Origin of the sequence: Paenibacillus jiangxiensis (assembly GCF_046098255.1) — a bacterium.
GTDB lineage: Bacteria > Bacillota > Bacilli > Paenibacillales > Paenibacillaceae > Paenibacillus > Paenibacillus jiagnxiensis.
In genome coordinates this window covers 89,992-110,420 of record NZ_JBJURI010000015.1, presented here as the reverse complement: position 1 = coordinate 110,420, position 20,429 = coordinate 89,992, and the positions used below count along the sequence as shown (strand labels likewise).

General features: G+C 45.9%; 22 protein-coding genes and 1 pseudogene. 8 read left to right on the top strand and 15 right to left on the bottom strand.

Translation table 11 applies throughout. From position 1 onward, the window contains the following. Window positions 1–28: 28 nt before the first annotated feature. The 10 genes from ACI1P2_RS15910 to ACI1P2_RS15865 form a co-directional block, all read right to left on the bottom strand. On the bottom strand, window positions 29–238 hold the full coding sequence (locus ACI1P2_RS15910; protein WP_355320825.1) for a hypothetical protein: 210 nt from the start codon (window positions 236–238) through the stop codon (window positions 29–31). Between the two features lie 6 nt (window positions 239–244). Continuing rightward, window positions 245–2,482 (bottom strand): glycoside hydrolase family 95 protein, encoded by a 2,238-nt coding sequence (locus tag ACI1P2_RS15905; protein ID WP_355320824.1) that lies wholly within the window; start codon window positions 2,480–2,482, stop codon window positions 245–247. A gap of 361 nt (window positions 2,483–2,843) precedes the next feature. Continuing rightward, a complete protein-coding gene (locus ACI1P2_RS15900; protein WP_355320823.1) occupies window positions 2,844–3,251 on the bottom strand; it encodes a hypothetical protein in 408 nt (135 codons plus the stop codon). Window positions 3,252–3,478: 227 nt separating this feature from the next. Next, on the bottom strand, window positions 3,479–5,206 hold the full coding sequence (gene ptsP / locus ACI1P2_RS15895; RefSeq protein ID WP_355320822.1) for a phosphoenolpyruvate--protein phosphotransferase: 1,728 nt from the start codon (window positions 5,204–5,206) through the stop codon (window positions 3,479–3,481). Next, window positions 5,206–5,472 (bottom strand): phosphocarrier protein HPr, encoded by a 267-nt coding sequence (locus ACI1P2_RS15890; RefSeq protein ID WP_355320821.1) that lies wholly within the window; start codon window positions 5,470–5,472, stop codon window positions 5,206–5,208. Before ACI1P2_RS15890 ends, ptsP begins: the two co-directional genes overlap by 1 nt. 14 nt (window positions 5,473–5,486) lie before the next feature. Further along, the gene (locus tag ACI1P2_RS15885) at window positions 5,487–6,122 is read right to left on the bottom strand and encodes a YczE/YyaS/YitT family protein (protein ID WP_355320820.1); all 636 of its coding nucleotides are present in this window, start codon (window positions 6,120–6,122) and stop codon (window positions 5,487–5,489) included. Between the two features lie 11 nt (window positions 6,123–6,133). Further along, window positions 6,134–7,573 carry a glycoside hydrolase family 1 protein gene (locus tag ACI1P2_RS15880; RefSeq protein ID WP_355320819.1) on the bottom strand — a complete coding sequence of 480 codons (1,440 nt, stop codon included), beginning with the start codon at window positions 7,571–7,573 and terminating at the stop codon, window positions 6,134–6,136. Between the two features lie 19 nt (window positions 7,574–7,592). Next, window positions 7,593–7,940 (bottom strand): PTS lactose/cellobiose transporter subunit IIA, encoded by a 348-nt coding sequence (locus ACI1P2_RS15875; RefSeq protein WP_355320818.1) that lies wholly within the window; start codon window positions 7,938–7,940, stop codon window positions 7,593–7,595. Window positions 7,941–7,962: 22 nt separating this feature from the next. Continuing rightward, window positions 7,963–9,192, bottom strand: a complete 1,230-nt coding sequence (locus ACI1P2_RS15870) for a PTS sugar transporter subunit IIC (protein ID WP_355320817.1) — start codon at window positions 9,190–9,192, stop codon at window positions 7,963–7,965. A gap of 14 nt (window positions 9,193–9,206) precedes the next feature. Further along, window positions 9,207–9,536 carry a PTS sugar transporter subunit IIB gene (locus tag ACI1P2_RS15865; RefSeq protein WP_458296143.1) on the bottom strand — a complete coding sequence of 110 codons (330 nt, stop codon included), beginning with the start codon at window positions 9,534–9,536 and terminating at the stop codon, window positions 9,207–9,209. A 176-nt stretch (window positions 9,537–9,712) separates the two neighbouring features. On the opposite strand from ACI1P2_RS15865, the gene ACI1P2_RS15860 reads away from it, so the two are divergent. After that, window positions 9,713–11,620: a BglG family transcription antiterminator gene (locus ACI1P2_RS15860; protein WP_355320816.1), complete on the top strand. Its 1,908-nt coding sequence runs from the start codon at window positions 9,713–9,715 to the stop codon at window positions 11,618–11,620. Between the two features lie 81 nt (window positions 11,621–11,701). On the opposite strand, the gene ACI1P2_RS15855 is transcribed toward ACI1P2_RS15860, so the two are convergent. Further along, window positions 11,702–12,586, bottom strand: a complete 885-nt coding sequence (locus ACI1P2_RS15855) for an AraC family transcriptional regulator (protein ID WP_355320815.1) — start codon at window positions 12,584–12,586, stop codon at window positions 11,702–11,704. 166 nt (window positions 12,587–12,752) lie between these two features. Here ACI1P2_RS15855 and ACI1P2_RS15850 point away from each other — a divergent pair, with 166 nt between their 5' ends. Next, window positions 12,753–13,664 (top strand): DMT family transporter, encoded by a 912-nt coding sequence (locus ACI1P2_RS15850; protein WP_355320814.1) that lies wholly within the window; start codon window positions 12,753–12,755, stop codon window positions 13,662–13,664. 120 nt (window positions 13,665–13,784) lie between these two features. Here the strand turns inward: ACI1P2_RS15850 and ACI1P2_RS15845 are convergent, their stop codons facing one another. Together ACI1P2_RS15845 and ACI1P2_RS15840 are read right to left on the bottom strand one after the other, a co-directional pair. Beyond that, complete coding sequence (locus ACI1P2_RS15845) at window positions 13,785–14,237, bottom strand: Rossmann-fold NAD(P)-binding domain-containing protein (protein ID WP_355320813.1); 453 nt, start codon at window positions 14,235–14,237, stop codon at window positions 13,785–13,787. 239 nt (window positions 14,238–14,476) lie between these two features. Next, complete coding sequence (locus ACI1P2_RS15840) at window positions 14,477–14,815, bottom strand: hypothetical protein (RefSeq protein WP_408976240.1); 339 nt, start codon at window positions 14,813–14,815, stop codon at window positions 14,477–14,479. A 281-nt stretch (window positions 14,816–15,096) separates the two neighbouring features. Between ACI1P2_RS15840 and ACI1P2_RS15835 the strand changes: the two genes are divergently transcribed. From ACI1P2_RS15835 to ACI1P2_RS15815, 4 genes and pseudogenes are all read left to right on the top strand, one after another. Further along, a complete protein-coding gene (locus tag ACI1P2_RS15835) occupies window positions 15,097–15,312 on the top strand; it encodes a DUF6431 domain-containing protein (protein WP_355320811.1) in 216 nt (71 codons plus the stop codon). Window positions 15,313–15,427: 115 nt separating this feature from the next. Continuing rightward, window positions 15,428–16,403 (top strand): annotated as a pseudogene (locus ACI1P2_RS31475) (helix-turn-helix domain-containing protein). Beyond that, complete coding sequence (locus ACI1P2_RS15820) at window positions 16,396–17,196, top strand: ExeA family protein (RefSeq protein ID WP_355320808.1); 801 nt, start codon at window positions 16,396–16,398, stop codon at window positions 17,194–17,196. The pseudogene ACI1P2_RS31475 and the gene ACI1P2_RS15820 overlap by 8 nt, the downstream one beginning before the upstream one ends. Then, window positions 17,193–17,417, top strand: coding sequence for a DUF5348 domain-containing protein (locus tag ACI1P2_RS15815; protein ID WP_355320807.1), 225 nt, complete (start codon window positions 17,193–17,195; stop codon window positions 17,415–17,417). Before ACI1P2_RS15820 ends, ACI1P2_RS15815 begins: the two co-directional genes overlap by 4 nt. Before the next feature lie 104 nt (window positions 17,418–17,521). Here the strand turns inward: ACI1P2_RS15815 and ACI1P2_RS15810 are convergent, their stop codons facing one another. Next, complete coding sequence (locus ACI1P2_RS15810) at window positions 17,522–17,974, bottom strand: hypothetical protein (protein ID WP_408976239.1); 453 nt, start codon at window positions 17,972–17,974, stop codon at window positions 17,522–17,524. A 223-nt stretch (window positions 17,975–18,197) separates the two neighbouring features. Then, a complete protein-coding gene (locus ACI1P2_RS15805; protein ID WP_355320805.1) occupies window positions 18,198–18,920 on the bottom strand; it encodes an MBL fold metallo-hydrolase in 723 nt (240 codons plus the stop codon). Between the two features lie 104 nt (window positions 18,921–19,024). On the opposite strand from ACI1P2_RS15805, the gene ACI1P2_RS15800 reads away from it, so the two are divergent. Together ACI1P2_RS15800 and ACI1P2_RS15795 are read left to right on the top strand one after the other, a co-directional pair. Further along, a complete protein-coding gene (locus tag ACI1P2_RS15800; RefSeq protein ID WP_355320804.1) occupies window positions 19,025–19,309 on the top strand; it encodes a chromo domain-containing protein in 285 nt (94 codons plus the stop codon). Window positions 19,310–19,777: 468 nt separating this feature from the next. Continuing rightward, the gene (locus ACI1P2_RS15795; RefSeq protein ID WP_355320803.1) at window positions 19,778–20,314 is read left to right on the top strand and encodes a TetR/AcrR family transcriptional regulator; all 537 of its coding nucleotides are present in this window, start codon (window positions 19,778–19,780) and stop codon (window positions 20,312–20,314) included. The last annotated feature ends 115 nt before the right edge of the window (window positions 20,315–20,429 follow it).

The window sequence follows — 20,429 nt, the reverse complement described above, 5'->3', positions numbered from 1 at the left end:
CCTTTTCCTGCTTGTACGACCATCTTACTCATGAGCTGTCAGCATTTTCAATAGCCCGATCCTCCAATTCATGCACAAAATCGTGATCCAGTGCAGGTGCCTGAAACGGTTCATCCGCTGGATAATCGGTTAGCCAAAAAACTGAAAAGAAGCCATTCAATATACTCCCGCTTGAAGAACAGCAGGTACGTTGAATGGCTTCCTTATTTCTTTTTGCCGTGATCACTTCCTCTGGCATTCCGGCCTATCTTGAAAAAAAGTAGATTTTCCCCTTTTCAGCCATAAAATCGATGGGAGCGAGCCCCGGAGCCTCTATCCGGCACGGTCCTGTGGCCGCACACTCAATGACCGCTTCTGTAACAAGCGCTCCAGACCACTTGATGCTGACGGTAAGCCCTCCCCTGGCGCGCAGGCCTGTGACTTCACCCTCACTCCACTGGCCGGGCAGGGCGGGAAGCAGGCGGACCACGCCGGTGTGGCTCTGCAGCAGCATCTCGGCAATGCCCACAGCGCCTCCGAAATTGCCGTCAATCTGGAACGGCGGATGATTATCGAACAGGTTGGGCAGAGTGGAGTGATCGAGCAGTGCCATCACATTTTTATAAGCTTTCTCCCCATCCTGCAGCCGGGCCCAGAAGTTGATAATCCAGGCCCGGCTCCAGCCGGTATGCCCGCCGCCGCTGGACAATCTGCGTTCCAGCGTAACGCGGGCGGCTGCCGTCAGCTCCGGGGAAGGCTTGGTTGTAAAGGCATCGCCGGGATAGAGAGCAAATAAATGCGAGATATGGCGATGTCCCGGCTCAGCCTCCTCATAATCCTCCATCCACTCCTGAATTTGGCCGTGCTTGCCGATTTTCGGTTTGGGCAGACGTTCCAGAGCCGCGGTCAGCTCTGCGCTGAATTCCTGATCGCTCCCCAGAATTTCCGCGCTTTGGATACAGGCCGTGAACAAGGCTTCAATAATCTGAAAATCCATGGAGGCCCCTGCGCAGAGAACTCCCGTCTCACCACTGGGCAGAATATACCGGTTCTCGGGTGAGACGGACGGGCAGGTAATCAGCCAGCCTTCCTGATCTTCGATCAGGTAATCCAGCAGGAACACCGCCGCCTCTTTCATCGTATCGTAAGCCTGCTCAAGAAATTGCTTGTCTTGACCGAAGCGGTAATGCTCCCACAGATGCAGGCATAGCCAGGCCGCTCCCATGGGCCAGAAGGATGCCGGCAGATAGGTGTCCTGCGGCGCCGTGTCTGCCCATATATCCGTATTGTGGTGCGCAGTAAACCCGCGGCAATCGTACATCACCCTGGCCGTGACTCTTCCCGGCTCTCTCATCCGCCCGATCCATTCAAACAAAGGCTCATGGCATTCGGCCAGATTGCAGAGCTCGGCAGGCCAATAGTTCATCTGGGTGTTGATGTTGATTGTAAATTTGCTGTCCCACGGAGGAAGGAAGCTGTCATTCCATATTCCCTGCAGATTGGCCGGTAATGATCCCGGACGGCTGCACGAAAGCAGCAGATATCTGCCGTAATGAAAATAGAGGGCAACCAGCCCGTGATCCTCTTCGCCCTGGCGGACAAGCTCCAGCCGTGCGTCTGTAGGAAGATGGCTCTTATCTGGCTCCGCGGGCAGCGTCAGACTGACCCGGCCGTACAGACTTCGGTAATCGGAGATGTGCCGTTCCAGCAGTTCGGCGTAAGGCTGCCCAGTCAATCCGCTCAAATGCTGCTTGCAGTACTGCTCCGGATCCTCATAACGGAATGTGGTGCCTGCAGCAAGCAGCAGCGTGACCGAATCAGCTGCTTCCACCAGCAGATGCTCGCCGATAGTCCGGCTAGTTCCGCCTTCGCAGACCGCCTTCAGCGCAGCGCAAAATACGCTTCCACCCTCTCCGCCGCACTCTCCTTTCATCACAAGTCCACTCTGCTCCCATTTCTCCGTCTTTTCGAGATATCTCCACTGCTCCCGGTCGAAGCGGGCCTTCAGTGAGAGTGATTGCTTCTTGTCCGCTGTAAGACGAATGACGATGGCCTGGTCAGGATAGCTTGCGAAAATTTCCCTCGTGTATGTTACTTCCCCTATGCGGTAACGGATTCGGCACAGCCCCTGCTTCAGATCAAGCTCGCGGATGTATTCGGTGCAGGGCTGGTCATGTTCCCTGAAGGTCAGCAGCAGATCGCCCAGCGGCAAATAATGCCGCTGGCATTCCGGCAGTCCCGGCAGCGTCAGGGAAGCCAGCTCCTCTGCCTCCCGCAGCCGCCCTTGCATAATCATTTCACGCAGCTGCGGCAAATGAGGAAGCGCGTCCCTGTTATTGCGGTCGCGCGGCCCTCCGTACCATACCGTATCTTCGTTCAACTGGAGCTTTTCCGCATCCGTACCGCCGAAAATCATCGCTCCCAGCCGCCCGTTTCCTACCGGCAGCGCCTCGTTCCATTCCACCGCAGGCCGGTCGTACCATAATCGGTGCGTCTGTTCCATATTCAACAAGCTTCTCCTCTCCGGTTAGAACCTCTTTTTACATGCACGTAAAACGTCTTCGCATTGCCGTGAAGAATCGGAAGCATTCCCCTTCGCTCACGTTTGGATAGCGCTTTCAAAAACAGGACTAGTAATGCTTGCGAGCGTTCATTCTCATCTTTAAGCTGATCTTTTACGCAAATGTCATGGTAAAATTCGTACATTTCGTACCCTTATTGTACAACCCAAGATTTGTTAATGTAATAGCTGTATCCATAATTTTTAGAATTTATTTTGAGACTGTTCTAATACGGAATACAAGTACAAAAGTGCATGAAGCTTTTTTGCATCATGCACTTTTGTAAAAAAATATGTAGTTGTCTTATAGGAAAGCCGGTGGCTTGAATTCCACTACGTGCTCGTCGTTTTTTACGATAAAAATATGATTCTGCTCCAGAATCAGTCTATAACAATGGACACTGTGAGCCGTTTGCCTCACAGTATAGCTCCAGGTTCCGCTAACCTTCTGCAGGATTCTCCACAGGATCTCATCCACCAGCTCAGCCTTCAATATGGGATTATTCCGGTTGACCTGGCACCGGATCAGCAAATTCAAATTATTCCGGTTTAGAACCTGAGACTGAAGCGCCCCGTATCGCCCGGACAGGATGGCTTTCAAGTTCTCTTCCATCTCACCGTTGCTTCCTTCGGACAGCCGAAATTGCTCCTCTAAAAGCTGCTGGTGAAATTCCATATCCAGTTGGCCAATTTCCTTCTTCTGAACCGACACGTTGATAAATTCCTTTCTTTTGGCATCAGATAAATGAGCAGACTAAAAACAGACTAAAAAAGGTAACTTATAAAATAGACGTGCAAAACGGTGAATTTGTTCCACTATTTTTCGAATTTCCCGCTTAGAAAATACTGGATAATACCATCTAACAAGAGAAAAACGCTACCCTTTCTTATGTTCCAGAAAGAATAGCGTTTTTTAATTTTTGGGGTATTTAAGGTTAATCAGAAGTGATGGATTGTTACAGTCCTTTTTACAAACTCAATAACTTCCTCTGACGTTTTCATGGACAGAACGGCCTCTTTCATGCTTTTGGCATCTACATTTGCCAACTCTTTGATTTGTGTGCGTGCCAGAAGGATTGATGATGCACTCATGGAGAACTCATCAAGTCCCAGACCAAGCAATAAAGGAATGGCCAGCGGATCGCCTGCTATTTCTCCGCACATCCCGACCCATTTTCCTTCTTTATGCGCCGCATCAATGACCATTGAAATCAGACGTAAAACAGCTGGATGATATGGTTGGTACAGGTAGGATACGCGTTCATTCATGCGGTCGGCGGCCAGGGTATATTGGATCAAATCATTCGTTCCAATGCTAAAGAAGTCAACCTCTTTGGCAAATAGATCCGCCGTTACTGCTGTGGAGGGGATTTCCACCATCATGCCAATTTCAATGTGATCAGCAACTTTTACACCACTTGCGACAAGCTTTTCTTTTTCTTCTAAAAGAATGGCTCTGGCTTCCCTGAATTCAGATAATGTTGCGATCATAGGGAACATGATTTTCAGGTTCCCATAGACGCTTGCACGTAATAAGGCACGTAATTGTGTACGGAAAATATCCTGTTCTTCCAGGCATAAACGAATCGCCCTAAAGCCTAAAAACGGATTCATTTCTTTGGGCAGCTTTAAGTAGGGCAGCTCTTTATCTCCACCGATGTCCAGCGTACGGACAACAACCGGCTTCCCGTTCATTCGTTCAAGCACGGTTTTATAGGCAGCAAATTGCTCTTCCTCTGTTGGAAGCCGGTCTCTGCCCATGTAAAGGAACTCGGTACGATAAAGCCCGACTGCTTCTGCTCCATTTTCCAGCACAGCTTTTACATCGTCCGGTGTACCAATGTTCGCGGCCAGCTCAACATGCATGCCGTCTTTTGTGATAGTTGGCTCATGAACCAATGCTGTCCACTGTGCCTTTTGCGCTTCGTAGTTTGCTTTTTTCGCTTCATATTGGGAAATGACCTCTGATGATGGGTTAATGATGACTTCACCATCCAAACCATCAACAATGACCACTGCGCCGTGTTCAATACTGGACGTAGCTCGTGTTGTTCCCACTACAGCGGGTATTTCCATGGTGCGGGCCATGATCGCCGAATGGGAAGTACGGCCGCCAATATCCGTTGTAAAACCTTTCACATACCGGCGATTCAACTGGGCTGTATCTGAAGGTGTTAAATCCTCTGCAACGATGACGACTTCTTCGGAAATCAAGCTTTGATCGGGAATTTGCACACCTAACAGATGCGCGGTCACACGTTTTGTTACATCCCGGATGTCTTTGGCACGTTCCCGCATATATTCGTTATCCATCGCTTCCAGCATGGAAATGAACCTGTCGGCTGATTCTTTCAAGGCAAATTCGGCATTTGCTCCTGCTGCGCATATTTGATCAAAAACCGGATTTAATAGTTCAGGGTCATTTAAAACCAATAACTGAGCGGCGAGGATTTCCGCTTTATCGGCACCCAACTCGCGGCGCACGTACTCTGTAATTTTTTCAAGCTCCGCTTTGGACCGGCTGATAGCTTGCTCCAACCGCTGCTTTTCGGTTTGCTTGTCCATGATGTTCTTTTTTGTGATTTGAAGCTCCGGCTCCTCCAAGCGGTATGCTTTGGCGATCGCTATCCCGGCGGAAGCGCCGATTCCTTTCAGTTTCTCACCCATTATTCGCCAAGCCCTTCGTTTATCAAGGTTTCTTCAATCCCCTTAACCGCCTTATCCTCATCGGAACCAACAGCAACAATATGGATTTGCGCTCCTTGTGGAACCCCTAAAGACATAACACTTACAATCGATTTCAGGTTGACTGTTCTGCCGTTATATTCCATGTTAACCTCTGCTTTATAGCTGCTTGCGGCTTGAACCAGGGTTGAAGCCGGGCGCGTGTGTATTCCCAGCTCATCAATGACTGTAAATGTTTTTTTCACCATAGCTTCTCTCTCCTCTATCTTTGTGATTTTTCATATTTTCTTTGCAGAGGTAAAGATAGGGTCTTTTCAAGCAGCAGCGTTCCCGGCCCGGTTAAAGCAAAAGCTATAACCGTTCCTATGCCCACGATTCCCCCGAAAAAGAATCCGGTGCTTAAAAAGACCGCATCCACACCTATTCTGCCGATATCATACCTTAGTCCGAACTTCGACTCCGTATATCGCAAAATAGCGTCGATCGCATACATGCCATTGCCAAATTTCATCAATAATACATAGGTGATGGAGTAACAAAAGTTAGCCAGGATGACAATGACGATTTTTATGAATAGAGATGAATCCGACAACTCCATATGGGCAATGAACGGATGAATCCAATTAATGAATGGTCCTACAAAGAAAGAATAGATAATAGAAGAAAAACCTATCGATTTGCGATTTAATAAAAGACCCGCGGCAAGAAAAACAATATTTACGAAAAAGCTGGTCAGGCCTATACTCATTCCGGTGCTTTGATGCAAGCCATCCAATAAAACCGTTAATGTATCGGACCCGATATTACACTCGATAAATAAATTGACTCCTACCGCGGTAAACACCATGGCAACGACTAATATCAGTAATCGTCCGCCAAATTTAAGATAAACAGGCATTTACGAAACCTCTAGTCCAAGTCTTCTCCATTGGAAGCGATCACTTTTTGCATCCAGGAAAAACTGTCTTTTTTGAGACGCTTTTTGCTGCCTTTTCCATAATCATCTTGGTCCACGTAAATAAATCCATAACGTTTGCTCATTTCAGAGGAAGAACAACTAATAATATCGATAGGCCCCCAAGCATAATAACCTCTTAAATCCACCCCATCCTTAATGGCCTCTTTCATTTGCTCAATATGGGCCCGGTAATAGTCAACCCGGTAGGAATCATGGATGGAACCGTCTTCTTCCAGGGTGTCATGGTAGCCGATCCCGTTTTCCGTGATATAAATAGGGCACTGATACCGGTCATAGAACAGGTTGAGGAAAGTGCGCAGACCGACAGGATCAATGGTCCATCCCCATGGGTTGGCCGGAAGCTCGGTATTACGGTAAGGTCCCGTTTTGTTTTTCATGCTTTCCGCATCGTAAATGCGGGTATAGTAGTAGGAGAAGGACATAAAGTCCGCCGTATTTTTCAGTGCCTCTTCATCGCCCTCTGCAAATTCGACAGTGATGTTATTGTCGGCGAAATAACGGAAAGCATAGCCCGGGTAATATCCGCGAAGCAGAATATCGGAGAAAAAGTACTCCATCTGATTTCTGCGCACGGTGGCAAAGATGTCTTCCGGCCGGCAGGTAGCCGGATAAGCCGGTCCCCCGCACAGCATCATACCGATTTGCAAATTTGGATCCAGACTTTTGGCATACTTTGTGATCAGGCCGCAGGCCACAAATTCATGATGCAAGCCCTGGTATTTGGCGGAGGCCAAATCGTCCACCACATCCTCCGCAATGCCCAGATGGTTGAAGGATTCATGATCGATCAAATTGATTTGATTCACGATAATCCAATATTTCACTTTTTTATGATACCGGTCAAAAACCACTTGGCCGAAGCGAACAAAAAGATCAATCAATTCTCTGGAGTACCACCCTTTATACGCCGTCGTTAGATGAATCGGCATTTCATAATGCGACAGGGTGATCATGGGCTCCATGCCGTTTGCAATAATTTCGTCAATCAGGTCATCATAAAATTTCAGGCCTGCTTCATTCGGCTGTTCTTCGTCACCATTGGGAAAAATTCTTGTCCAGTTAATCGAGGTGCGAAAGGTTTTGAGTCCAAGTTCCCCTAACAATTTCAAATCTTCTTTATAAGTGTGATAGAAATCGATTCCCCAACGTTTCGGGAAAATGCGGCCTTCACTTTGAATAGCTTCTTTGATATAGTCCGTGGTCAGTTCCAAATTCGATTTTTTATCTAGCGGAATACCATCCAAATATTCATTAATATCCGCTACGCTTAAACCTTTTCCGTCAACATCATAAGCACCTTCGAGTTGGTTGGCAGCCACGGCTCCCCCCCATAAAAAGTCGGATGGGAATCCTGTTGGAATGTTTTTCATTGTTGATTACGTCCCTTCTTTATTTATTGATCATTTCCAGTTGGGTCAGTCTCTCATTAAAGCTCTCGAAAATTTCAATTAGACGCTTGGCAAGATTAATCTCACTATAGATCGTCATGAGGGTGTCTTGCGCATGGGCAAATAAAACGGAGTACTCTCCTTTCTCCCCTTCTGTTTCTTTTTGGATACAATTCGTTTGCACACGATGAGCGATAACAATTTCCGAATTGGCTAATTTCATCTTTTCCTTAGCCCCAGCAAAATCGCTTTTTTCAATATCCTTTAATGCATCTGTACAATGTTTTCTTGCTTCCCCTGCGTGCAAAATGATTTGCATCGCATCATGAGCTACTTGTTCCGAAGTCATAATAAAGATCTCCCTTAACAGATTAATTGGTTTGCGGCATTTCTTTTTCAAGCTCTTGCTTTTCGTACGTTTTGAAAAATGGATACCAGATCAGCGTGGCTACTGCAACAACGATTAACATCAGGATAATGCCTGTGATGGTTCCCGTTGTAATCCACGTGGCAATTGGAAAAGGAACGTACCACATATCGAAAACCACTTTCGGTATGGGGGCAAAAGGAATGACTTTCGTTCCGATCCAAACGACCAACGGCAAGATTAAACCATTGATCCACATCGGCAGCATCATAATGGGATTCCATACGATGGAACCAAACACCAAAGGCTCGTTGATGTTAAAGACGGAAGGTACAATACTTGCACGTCCCAGCGCTTTGAGCTTGGTGCTCTTGGAAAGCAGATGCATAATGGCCAGCGGCAGCGTACAGGCCACACCGCCTACCCACAGATATGCCGAATAAATCGTTTCGGCCGTTACGACATTGTGCGCTCCCGCGGTAGCGTTGGCCATAATGGCTGCCAGAAAAATCGGTTTGGTGACAGGGGTCAAAATCCAACTGGAAATCCCCATGGAATACAAGAAACAGCTGATAAACAAAATTAACATAAATCCCCAAGGGGTCTCTACTACATTCGCCAACGGCATGAAAATATTTAGAATAATGTTGTATATATCAATATGAACGAGATCGACCAACACCCAAGCCAGAACTAAAGTCACTCCAATGGGAAGCATGGAATCAAACCACGATCTGACAAAATCCGGTATGACGGAATCTTCTTTGAAAAAAGAGAATTTTCCGAACAGACTCATGATATAACCGGTAAAAAGAGCGGCTATGATGGCAACAAACATGCCCCCCGTTCCCAAAGAACTATGAGTAAAACCAACCGTACCGTCTTTTACGACCTGGGGTGTAACGATGATCAAAAAAGTAATCATACTCGTACATCCGGCAATAAAGCGCTGTTTTCTTAGCTTCTTCTTTTCCATCAAGTTAAATGGAATCAGGAAAGAAACCAGCAGTGAAAGCATGCCCATCGTCCATCCAAAAGGAACCCAAAAATCAGGGTAGTTTTTGATATGGTACACGTCTCCAGGTATAGTTAGAAGGCAAAATACCGAACCTAAGAGAATAAAAGGCAGCAATTGCATGACAGAATCCTTAAGTGCTGTTACCCAAACATTGTTGTTGACTTTGTTCATCCTAGGAGAGAAGTCGTTTTTCAGCCATTCTATTAATGTGTTCATTGTTCTTATCCCCTTTAAATTTTCAATTCACTCATTAAATCATCTAAAGCGGCTTCCCCATCTAAAGTGGAATAATAAGAAGACTTCATTAAGATCACTTTGACATTTTGGTTATCTTTGGTAAGGTCATTGATATCATCCATGATATAAGCCAAGTGGGGACCCACCAACAAAGCATCGATATCATCGATATAGTTTTCGATTTCCGCTTCGCCTCTGGCTTTAATATCCATGTTCAAATTTCTATTTTTAGCGGCTTTTCTAATATTGGCAGCCATAAAACCGGAACTTGCACCAGACCCGCAAACTAACAACACCTTTAACATTTCGCTTGAATTTCCCATGGTAATCCTCCTTGTCTTTGCTGTACATTGGTATAAATTTTTCTTTAAATCTTGTTGTGACAGCGCTATCATTTGTTACAACCCAACTATATTACAAACCCAAAAATGGGCCAAATAAAAAACTGCACCCCCATGGTGCAATATTTTGTGGAATAGTTTAAAAGGAGGAGCCAAAAATGAAAGCACATTATATTGATTTAATTCAATTTTTAATGTTTTATAACAATGAATGGATTCCGTCGCAGAGTTTGGCGGATAAATTCAATGTATCCAAACGCACCATCAAATCTTATATCAGTGAGATCAATACTATTCACCAAGGGTTAATCATAGCGTCAAATAAAGGTTATAAAGTCAATACGGATAAAGTAAATGCATTTCTGACAAGAGAGGAAAAGGCGATCCCGCAAACCCAATCCGAGCGAATTGCCTATATTCTGAAAAAACTGGTGCAGACCCATCAGCCAATTAACATCTATGATTTAAGTGACGCTCTCTTTATTAGCGAGTCAACGCTTAGACTGGATTTAAAGTTGATCAAAGAAAAACTTTCCAAAAATAATTTGGAATTGCATTTGATTAAGGATCATGTAGGCTTACAAGGAAAAGAAAAAGATAAGCGCAAATTAATGAGCAGCATTTTGTACGAAGAGGCCAATGGGAGCTTTATTGATATTGATAAAATAAAAGGGTTCTATAAGGAATTAAATATCGATTACATTCGGGAAGTCGTTGCGGAAACCTTTTCTGCCCATCACTTTTTTACGAATGATTATTATTTAACGAATGTGATTATTCACATCACCATTGCACTGGACAGAATGAAGCATGATTTTCAATTTTTAAATAAGAGCGTTAATTATAACACGGACAACAATGCATATGTAATTGCTGAAGAAATCGCCTTAAAATTAGAATCCTATTTTCATGTACAATATCCGGAAGAAGAAATCACGGATTTGGCGATCTTAATTTCGTGTAATGGGACAAACGTGAACTTTACTCAGATTGAAGTAAGCGACCTGGAAAGCATTGCCGGCAAAGAATGTATTGATTTGGTAAGTGAAATAGCCATTGACCTGGATAAATATTACTACATCAGTATTGCCGATTCTGACTTTATTACACGTTTTACGCTGCATGTAAAAAATCTATTGATGAGATTAAAAAACAATCATTCAACGAAAAATCCTTTAACCAGTACGATCAAAAGAGAATGCCCGCTCATTTATGATTGCGCTGTTCATGCTTCACATGTCATTAAAGAAAAAACCGGTTATATCATTAGCGATGACGAAATTGCTTATCTGGCTTTTCACCTGGGATATGCCATTGAATTGCAGCGGCAATCGAATGTAAAAATCTCATGCACGGTGCTGTTCCCGCTTTACTACAATATGAATGTGCAAATCATCAATAAATTACAGCAGTATTTTGGCGATGATATTTCCATTCATTCCATTGTTACGGATGAGAGCGATTTGAATCATGCAACAAGCGATTTTATCATTTCTTCTGCCCAACTGCATAAGATTCCGGAAGTACCCTATGTCGTGATTACTCCCTTTTTTATCGAAAGCGATCGGGAAAAAGTATCCGACAAAATATTTGAATTAAAAGAGCAAAAAAAGAAAAATCAATTCAAGGCCCATTTAACATCTTTCTTGGATGAAAGACATTTTCACAGCTCCACCAAATGGTCTGATAAAGAAGATGTTTTGCGTTTTATCTGCGAAATTATGGTTCAGGATGGTTATACGGATGATGACTTTTTGGACAAAATTATGGAACGGGAAGCCATGTCGTCTACTGCGTTTGGGCACGTTGCCATCCCTCATGCCATAAAAATGGAATCACGTAAAACAGGCATGTTCATTTATCTGAACCCGGATGGGATTCAATGGGATCATTCCATCGTGAAAATTGTATTATTACTCACCATAAGCAGCGAGGATCGGAAAATATTCCGCGACGTATTCGATGCCTTTGCCACCATATTAACGGATGATAAAAATGTGAATCTGTTATCTTCTACGCATAGTTTCGATGATTTTATCAATAAATTAATCACCTGCTGGGAATAAGATGTCCTGTAGCATAATTCAAAAAGAGGTCAGCCAGTTTTTAGCTGGCTGGCCTCTTATGCTTTCCCTCGCTGTACTTCATCACGGTTCTACGCGTTTCCGATATTTCATAGGTGTGATACCATAATGTTTTTTAAAGGATTGTATGAAGTGATTCACATGATTGAACCCCACCATACGAGCTACTTCTGTAATCGTATAGTCCGTAGTCATTAATAACTCACAACTTCTTTTAATCCGATAATGAATCAGATAGTCATATGCGGTCATATTAATGGTTCGTTTGAAACTGCGATTGCACTCTGAAGCGCTTAGATGCGCGGCAGCAGCAATGGTCTGCAGTGTGATGGGATCAGTATAGTTCTGATGGATATAACTAACCATTAATTGCATTCGTTCCTGCTGCTTCTTGAAGGATTTCGAGGATTCCTCAGCGGAAAGAGACACGTTGGATATCATGATGAACCAAAGCTGCGCCGTTTTAAGGGAGACTTCATATTCCCACCCCCAGTATTTTCCCATCTCAAATATCTTCTTCAAATCCCTGAGTGTTTCTATGATGTGCCGCTGCCATTCTACATCTTGTTTGAAGACTAACGATATAAGGAGCGAATTCGTAAAGGGAAGCACGTAATGGTTCTCCATACTACTATCAGCATAAAAAGCAAGCAGCTTTTCGGGAAAATTAAACGTTACATAATGACTGTTAGGTCTTAATTGCTCCGTGATATGCAAAGCTCCCTTATTAATAAAGATAGCTTCCCCGGATTCCATGATGTGATCTATGCCATTAACCCGCATCCCGATTCTCCCATCCATAACCAGGGTAAACTGAAGCTCGTCATGCCAATGCAAATCATTAAAACCTCTCCCTTTGGGAGTAACGTCTTGTGGCGTTATCGTATACATCGCGTATGGAAACGAAGCATCCGGGTAATGAATGTCTTCGTGCAAATGAATTGTCACTAACGCAGTCCCTCCTTTTCGGTGACGATATATCCATATAATTAAGCGATATTATTGCACAAATTATTTAATCATGGTGCTATTATTATATTTCGTCAGATGGTCTTTTTAAACACAAACCTCTGATTTCCACCTGCACATCAATCATCTATCCCGGAGGTTTAACATGAAATTCAATAAACCATTTGTTTTACTTTTCGTCAGCATATTAGCTGTTTCCATTTCGTCCATCATGATAAAAGCTTCAACAACGCCACCCGCGGTTGCCGGAATGTATAGACTATTTATCACGGTGTTGATCATGATACCTTTTGTGCCCTGGAAGATGGTGCGCTCCTTACAAATGGGCCGCAAAGATTGGAGCATCGTTTTTATAGCTGGAGTGTTTCTTGGATTACACTTTTTGTTTTGGATGGAATCCTTATTGCATACCTCGGTTGCCAGTTCTATGGTCATCCTGACCTTGCAGCCTTTGTTTGTCATGATCGGCTCTTATTTTCTTTTTAAAGAACGGGTTACGATGCTCACGACACTCTGCATGATTGCAGCGGTTGCGGGTTCCATGATTATAGCCTGGGGAGACATTGGTATTTCCAGAGCAGCTTTAATTGGAGACGGGCTGTCATTATTGGGGACCGTTTCGATGTCAGTCTATATGCTTGCAGGACAAAAAGTGAGTCATAAAATACCGGCTAATCTCTATAGTGTGATCGTGTTTTTTATTGGCGGGAGCGTTTTGCTCATATACTCTTTAGTCAACCAGTTCTCTCTGACTGATTATCGTCCTGCGGATTGGACATATTTCGTTTTGCTTGCCATTATACCCACGATTTTTGGACATTATCTTTTTAACCTTTTGTTAAAGTCCATCGGAGCAACAACCGTTTCTGTTGGCATCATCGGGGAGCCCGTTCTCGCCATTATTCTGGCTTATCTTTTATTGGGAGAATCTATTTCCGCTTCTCAATTGCTGGGGGGAATGCTCACCATCGCGGGAATAGCCCTGTATTTCTGGCCAAGATCGAGAGATGCAAAAGAGTTGGCAAAAACAGAAAAAGGCGTTTTGGACGTTCATTAGCAGCAGAGGGTGGGTTAAAAGCTGAGAGCCATCGCTTTTCGCAAGCAATGGCCCTCACCTGTTATCCGTTTTGCTTCAAGAGTTTTCTCGATATAACTTATCGTTACTTGTGAGAAGGTTTTATGCAAAATAATGCCCTTTTTCGAGATCGGCAATCAGTCCGGGCTGCATCGGTTTCCAGCCCAGAAGCTCCCGTGTTGCCAGACTCCCCTGCGCAGTGTTGAACACGCCTGCGATGTCGAATGACGCAATGGGGCCAAGAAAGCCGAAATGGGCGACAGCTTCTTCAGGTGTGATGCTGACCGTCGGCACATTCAATTGCCGCCCGATGACAGCGGCGATCTCGCGGAACGGAATGCCTGCTTCGCCGACGCCAAGCAGCCGTGAGCCGGCCGGGGCGGATTCCAGCGCCAGCCGGTACAGAACCGCCGCATCCAGAAGGTGAACCGCCGGCCAGCGGTTCGTTCCGTCGCCGATATAGGCGGCGAAGCCCTTCTCCCGGGCGATGTTGATCAACGTCGGCACAAAGCTCCTCGCTGCAATCCTGCTGTTCTCCGTAACCAGGAGCAGCATCGAATTTCTCTTTCTATAAGCCTGTTCATTTTGGGGCAGAATCGGGTAGGGAGGCAAAAGTTTTCTCGCTCAATCGAAAAATCTTGACAGCAAAAAGCCGCTATAGGGTGCTATAACGACTTTTTGCTGAAAACTAACATTGGACATACGGCCTACCATACATCACTTGAAGCTCGGCATCGAACACATTCCGGTATACCACCTGCAAACGACTGGAGTAAGCGTCAATGACTTTGTCGTTACCGGCATAGATCCCGACATGCAGAATATCCAAAAAACCCATTTGGCTCGTAGCTCCAGAAGATCAAGTCGTCTGGCGCTAATTCATCAGAAGCCAGTATCAGCCCGTTGTCCGCGATAAAGCGCTCCTGCTCCGCCGCCGTACTGAATGCATCTAAGGCCGCTTGCTGCTCGGCCGTCCGGGTTGTAATCAACTGATACAGGATACGTTCATACTCGGTTATCTCCTGCTCCACGAAGCTTCCATCCTCTTGCTCCACGGCGACCATTCTCGTATGCTCCAGCGTCTCGACGTTTGAAGCGATCTGATTCATATCCCAATAGACCGCTCGCAGCATCTCCTGTTTCCGCCAAGCTGCAATGACCGGATATAGCCGGTAAAAGTTGTCCAAGAATAGACCGATATAATGACCGAGAACATAACGGAGGTATGGAAAAGACGTCCCTTAACGGAGAAACTACTGCTGTAACAGTATCTTCTCCAGGACGTCTTTTTCATGGTCATATATCATGGTCATTATATCAAAGTTTTCATTAGAACCGAAAGAGGCAGAATCCCGGGTTTTTCGTTAGGAGTGCGGAAAGAATCCCTTGCCCCTGTTGTGGAGGGGAGTTACCCGTGGCGGGTAGCCGAAAGCGGGTATGGTATCAGAGCAGCGGAGAACGGGCAACGCTCATCATTCGTCGCCTTTATTGCGAAGCGTGTGCGCGTATTCATCATGAACTGCCGGACTTGCTTGTTCCTTATAAGCGCTATGACGCTGAAAGCATAGAAGGTACGCTGTCCGAGCCTAAGCGGACGTTTTGTCGGCGATGCCCCCGGATGGCTACGTAGAGTTGTCCGCCCTATTGCCAATTCGAATCTTTGGATCACAGACCCGTTCTGCCTTTCTGTCCGCTGCCTTCTGAAATAGACTCATCTCATCGCTACGAATAGGGAGGCATGAGACGTGAAAGATCAGATGAAAGCGGAAGAAATCGCCGTACAGCGGGTCCAATTATTGTCCCCGCTCTTGGCGAGCGGACTGGATCCGGCCAAAGCCAGTCAAATCAAGGCACAGATCTGTTCGCAGTACGGCCTGTCAGAACGTACGCTGCGCCGGTACTTGGCGCAGTATCGCGCCGAGAAATTCGAGGGACTCAAACCAAAGCCCCGTGGCCGAAAACCTTCTACGAACACGATCAAGGCTGAGCTCCTCGAGGAAGCCATTCTGCTACGAAGAGAGGTGCCTGGCCGCAGTGTCAGGCAGATCATCTAGATTCTCGTCTGGGAAGGCAAGGCAAAGCCCGGCGAGATCAAGCGCAGCACGTTACAGGATCGGCTAACCTCACGCGGCTACAGCTCAGGTCAGATGCGCATGTATACGAGCCAGGGCGTTGCTGCCCGGCGCTTTCAAAAGAGACACCGTAATGCGCTCTGGCAATCAGATATCAAGTTCGGGCCGCATCTGCCTATCGGTCCGGGCAAAGCCGCACGCGGCGCTTGGCAGTGATCAAACACCGGAAATCGCCTATCGGAGCGACATCAAGGCGCTTCGACTCGTGGATGCAGATCTGCTGGCTAACGCCTTTCTGCATAGCGAGGATCGCAAAGTCGACAAGGCCGGATGCATCAGCTTCATGGGCAAGAAATACGAAGTCGGATTGCTCTTCATCGGACGAACCGTTCAGGTCGTGTACGACCCGGCGGATATTCGCGAAGTGACCATTGAGCATGAGGGGCATACGCCCTGGACGGCGCGGGAGATGGTAATCGGGGAGCGGTCCGGGAAGCGGCCAACGCTTCCGGATCATCTGGCGCAAGAGCCGGGAGATACCTCCCGTCTTCTTCGCGGCGCAGCGCGAGAACATGCCAAACGTCAAGCACACCATGCGCCAGCCGTCTCCTACCGGTCCATTCGGAAGGAGGATGGCAGCGATGTTTGAATCGTACTATGGTATGGGGAACACGCCCTTCTCTCGGGATACGCCGACAGAGGCGTTGTACCGCTCCCCCATGCTGGATGAAATGCTTGAGCGGCTGGAATATGCGGCTGAGCGGCAACTGTTTAACGTCGTCACTGGAGATTGCGGAACCGGAAAAACGACGACGATTCGGCGCTTCACCGCCGCGCTGGATGCAGCGAAGTACAAGTTGCTCTACCTGTCGGATTCCAAGCTGACTCCGCGCCATTTCTACAAAGGGATGCTGGAACAGCTTGGGTGCGAATCGAAGTTTTATCGTGGCGATGCGAAGCGGCAATTGCATCGGGAAATCGAACTGATGCGCGGCATTCATCGTTTGCAGCCGGTTGTCGTCGTGGACGAGGCGCACCTGTTGGACCGGGAGATGCTGGAGGAAGTAAGGTTTCTGCTGAACTTCCGGATGGATGCGCAAAGCCCCATGGCGCTTATCCTCGTTGGACAGAGCGAACTGTGGGATCGGCTTCGCTTGCAGGCATACGCCGCCATTCGCCAGCGGATTGACTTGCAGTGCAAGCTTCCGCACTATGACAGAGCTCAGTCTGGCGCGTACATGAAGCAGCATCTAGCGTACGCCGGCAGCGAACACGATATTTTCTCCGACGGGGCTGTTGACGAAATCCATCGATACGCTGGCGGCGCTGCACGGCTGATTAATAAAGCGTGTACGCATTCGCTGATTTATGGCGCGCAGAACAAGCGACGAATCATTGACGATCATATGGTCAAGCACGTCATTGCGGGTGAATTGTCATGAAGCGGACATGGTTTCAAATGTCCTTTGACGAGGTCGGAGACCGTTGGATTGTCGAAGCAGAGAATGAGGTTCTAGCGCTTCATTGCGGCAACTTCTTGGAGATTCGAATCGGAGATCAGGGGATTCCTTGCCGTATAGAGCTCGATCTCGATTGGTATGTCATCATGCAGGGGGCGCGATTTGATTTGCGCAAGAAGGATACGTATCAAGTCGAAGTATAGCGTAAACGGGAAAGCCCTAAATCGGCTTTCCCGTCGGCATACCATTCACGGTCAATATTCTCGTCCTATCGTGGACAACTAACACCGTCTATTTCTGGACAGAATCAGTTGGCTGTAACAATCTCCACGCGCTGACGATCCATCGTTGCCACATCGAGTCTCACCACGGACATGGATGTTTTGACTGCAAACACAGCCAATCCCCCCAGCCAATCGTCGATAAGACTATTGGCCGCGCTGCCCGTGTAATGCATTTCCGCACGCTCTACCTTGCCAGCCGCCTGACGTTCCCGTTCGAGCAGCGCCAGGAATTGTTTATCCAATTCATCTGCGATTCGCGATATTTGCTGTGTGCCCAGTTCCGTATTGTCATCCGCCATGAAGATCGCGAACGGAGAGGTGAGCAGCGCCGCAATCATCATGATGACGCATAGCAAAATGATCGCGCTGCTGCTCACTCCCAATAGCGCGGCCAAGCCCTTCACCAACAACACTGTGATCCGAACGAGCATTTTTATGATGTCAACATTCATCGCCTGCATGGCGGTTCGCACCATTCGTTTCTGTGGCTGTAATCGACAGCCATGCCTAGGAAGAGATGCAAGCACAGCTATTTCAGCAAGCCATGGCAGAAGGGTTCCTTATGGATGATACGTTTGCCATCGATGGCAACACATATCGAGGCACGCGACCAAGTTCCTACCAAGCAAGAGATACAGCAGCCTCTATCTTTTTCAGCTTTGTATAGACCAGAGATATCATGTTTTTGGATTTTCCAAGTTAAATGGAGGGAGTCAGGGCCTTTTCCGCTCTTTTAATTGCTGCTTCCATTAGATGTTGTGGCTTAATTTCCAGATTTCCATGACCTGGTGCTATCAATGAAGGTTTCAATTCAAATAGTTTTTGAGCAGTCTCAATACTTGTTCTTTTGTCCCAGGTCGATAGAGCCGGAAAAGGAAATAACAGTCTCATCTGACCAGCAACGGCTAAACCTCCCCGAGTTTGAAAAGCATCTCCCACAATTAATGCTTCATTACGAGTATCCATAAAAGCCATTTGTCCTGGTGTATGCCCAGGTGCTGAAATTGAAATTAGAGAGCCAATCATATCCCCTTCTTTCAATAATATATCCGGTTTCGCCTTCATTGGACCCGGTTTTGCTAATCCACCTCGAATGGGAACATTCGCCTCTCCTTCAACAAGCGAATTGTCTCCAGAAAGCAATTTGGCTTCTCGTCCTGACAGGTACAACTTCACTTCAGGAAGTAGTAATTTCAAATTATCAACCGCGCCCACATGATCGACATGGGTGTGAGTCAACAAAATGCGTGTTATAGGCTTGCCGACCTGCCTAGCAGCCTTAATGATGTCTTTTGCGTTAATGGGCCAGGCAGCATCTACTAGCGTTAAACTATCTTGTTCCTCAACCAGATAACAATTTACCGGAAACACATGTGGCAAATGAGTCAGTTGAACAAGAGTTTTTTGACGAATAAATCTCATGCCTTTTCTCTCCTCGTATAGTAAGTTTAGTATTTAGTTTTAAGTCAGTTTTCAGTCCCCGATGGGGCTGGTGCGGGCCACTCCAATCTCCAGTACTTTGCACCTTGAAAATAAAAAAAGCAACTGGCGCTCTGGCAGACAAGCTTACCGTTTTCAAGTTCACATCGGGCTCGAAGTCACTTCCGTCTATAATTGGCATCTTGCCCATGTACTTGCACCAAGATCTCGCGCTGCAGAAGCGTAAAACCAAGTCTTCACCATCAATCCCAAGCTGGCCAGCAAAGTTTCGCGAAGCCTGTCCTGACTTTAATAAAACCGACCGGCTTGATGCCTGGGTCACTGCCGATCGCCTGCACTTTGGATGCTTGATGATCTACATCGTCATGTAAGAGCAGTATGTCACCCTTTAGCATCTGACCCGCATGCGGCTCACTTGATTCACACCCTAAACCGCGAGAAACAAAGTTCCCGGCTTCTTGTGCTTGCTTGCGCACTGTACCCGGCATGATCGCTTCAGTACTCAGACCGCATTCGCAAGAAGGTGACGCCTGTGAAGGAATAACCCTCCTTTGCTAAAGTCTCTTCACAAATTCCCGGTAAAATTTTGGTGATTAACTTAATTTTTAAATGGGTCTAGTTTTATTGGCCCATTTTAGCTACAAAATAGAGCTGGATACCAGGGGAATTTCCTTTAAATAGGTCCTTAAACGACTTTCCATTTTAGCCCACTCACAATGTAGAAGCATATTTTAATGAATTTATTATTAACATAATTCGTTATAATTTAAGTATATGGTATACAATCAAAGGGTATCAATAAAAGAATCCTGAAGTGTTACAGAAAAGGAGATATTGTAATGTCCTATGGTCCTCTTAGTTTAAAAAAGCAAAAGACAAAAGACTTGATTTATAATGCATTAATGGAATTGATGAGAACAAAAAACTTAAATTCATTGTCCATTACGGAACTGTGTAAGAAGGCTGGTGTATCGCGAGTGACTTTTTACAGGTATTATGAAATTCTTGAAGATGTGATTTTAGAGTATATTGATCAAATTTTTACCAACTACTTCGATTTGGTTTCAAAAACGGAATCAATTGATAATCATACTATTACTCTCTTGTTTTTCAACCGATTTAGAGAAGAAAAGACATTAATTGTTAATTTAATGAATTCAAATGCATCTAGCATATTGCTTGAGAAGTGCAATGAATATTTATTTGCACTAACAAACAGAATTGTCGGAGAGAATTTGTATGAAAAGCAGAAAGAAAATTACATCGTCAAGTTTGTAGTAGGCGGCTTTTTTAACACCTTAATCGAATGGACTTCAAATAACATGAACGAAAGCGACGAATACATGGCCGAAATTCTTTATAAGTTTTGCGAATAAAACATCGCATTTTATTATCGTTATTATCTTGACAGCAAAAAGCCGCTATAGGGTGCTATAACGACTTTTTGCTGAAAACTATCAACTGCGCGGCCATACGATTCTGAGCTAACTT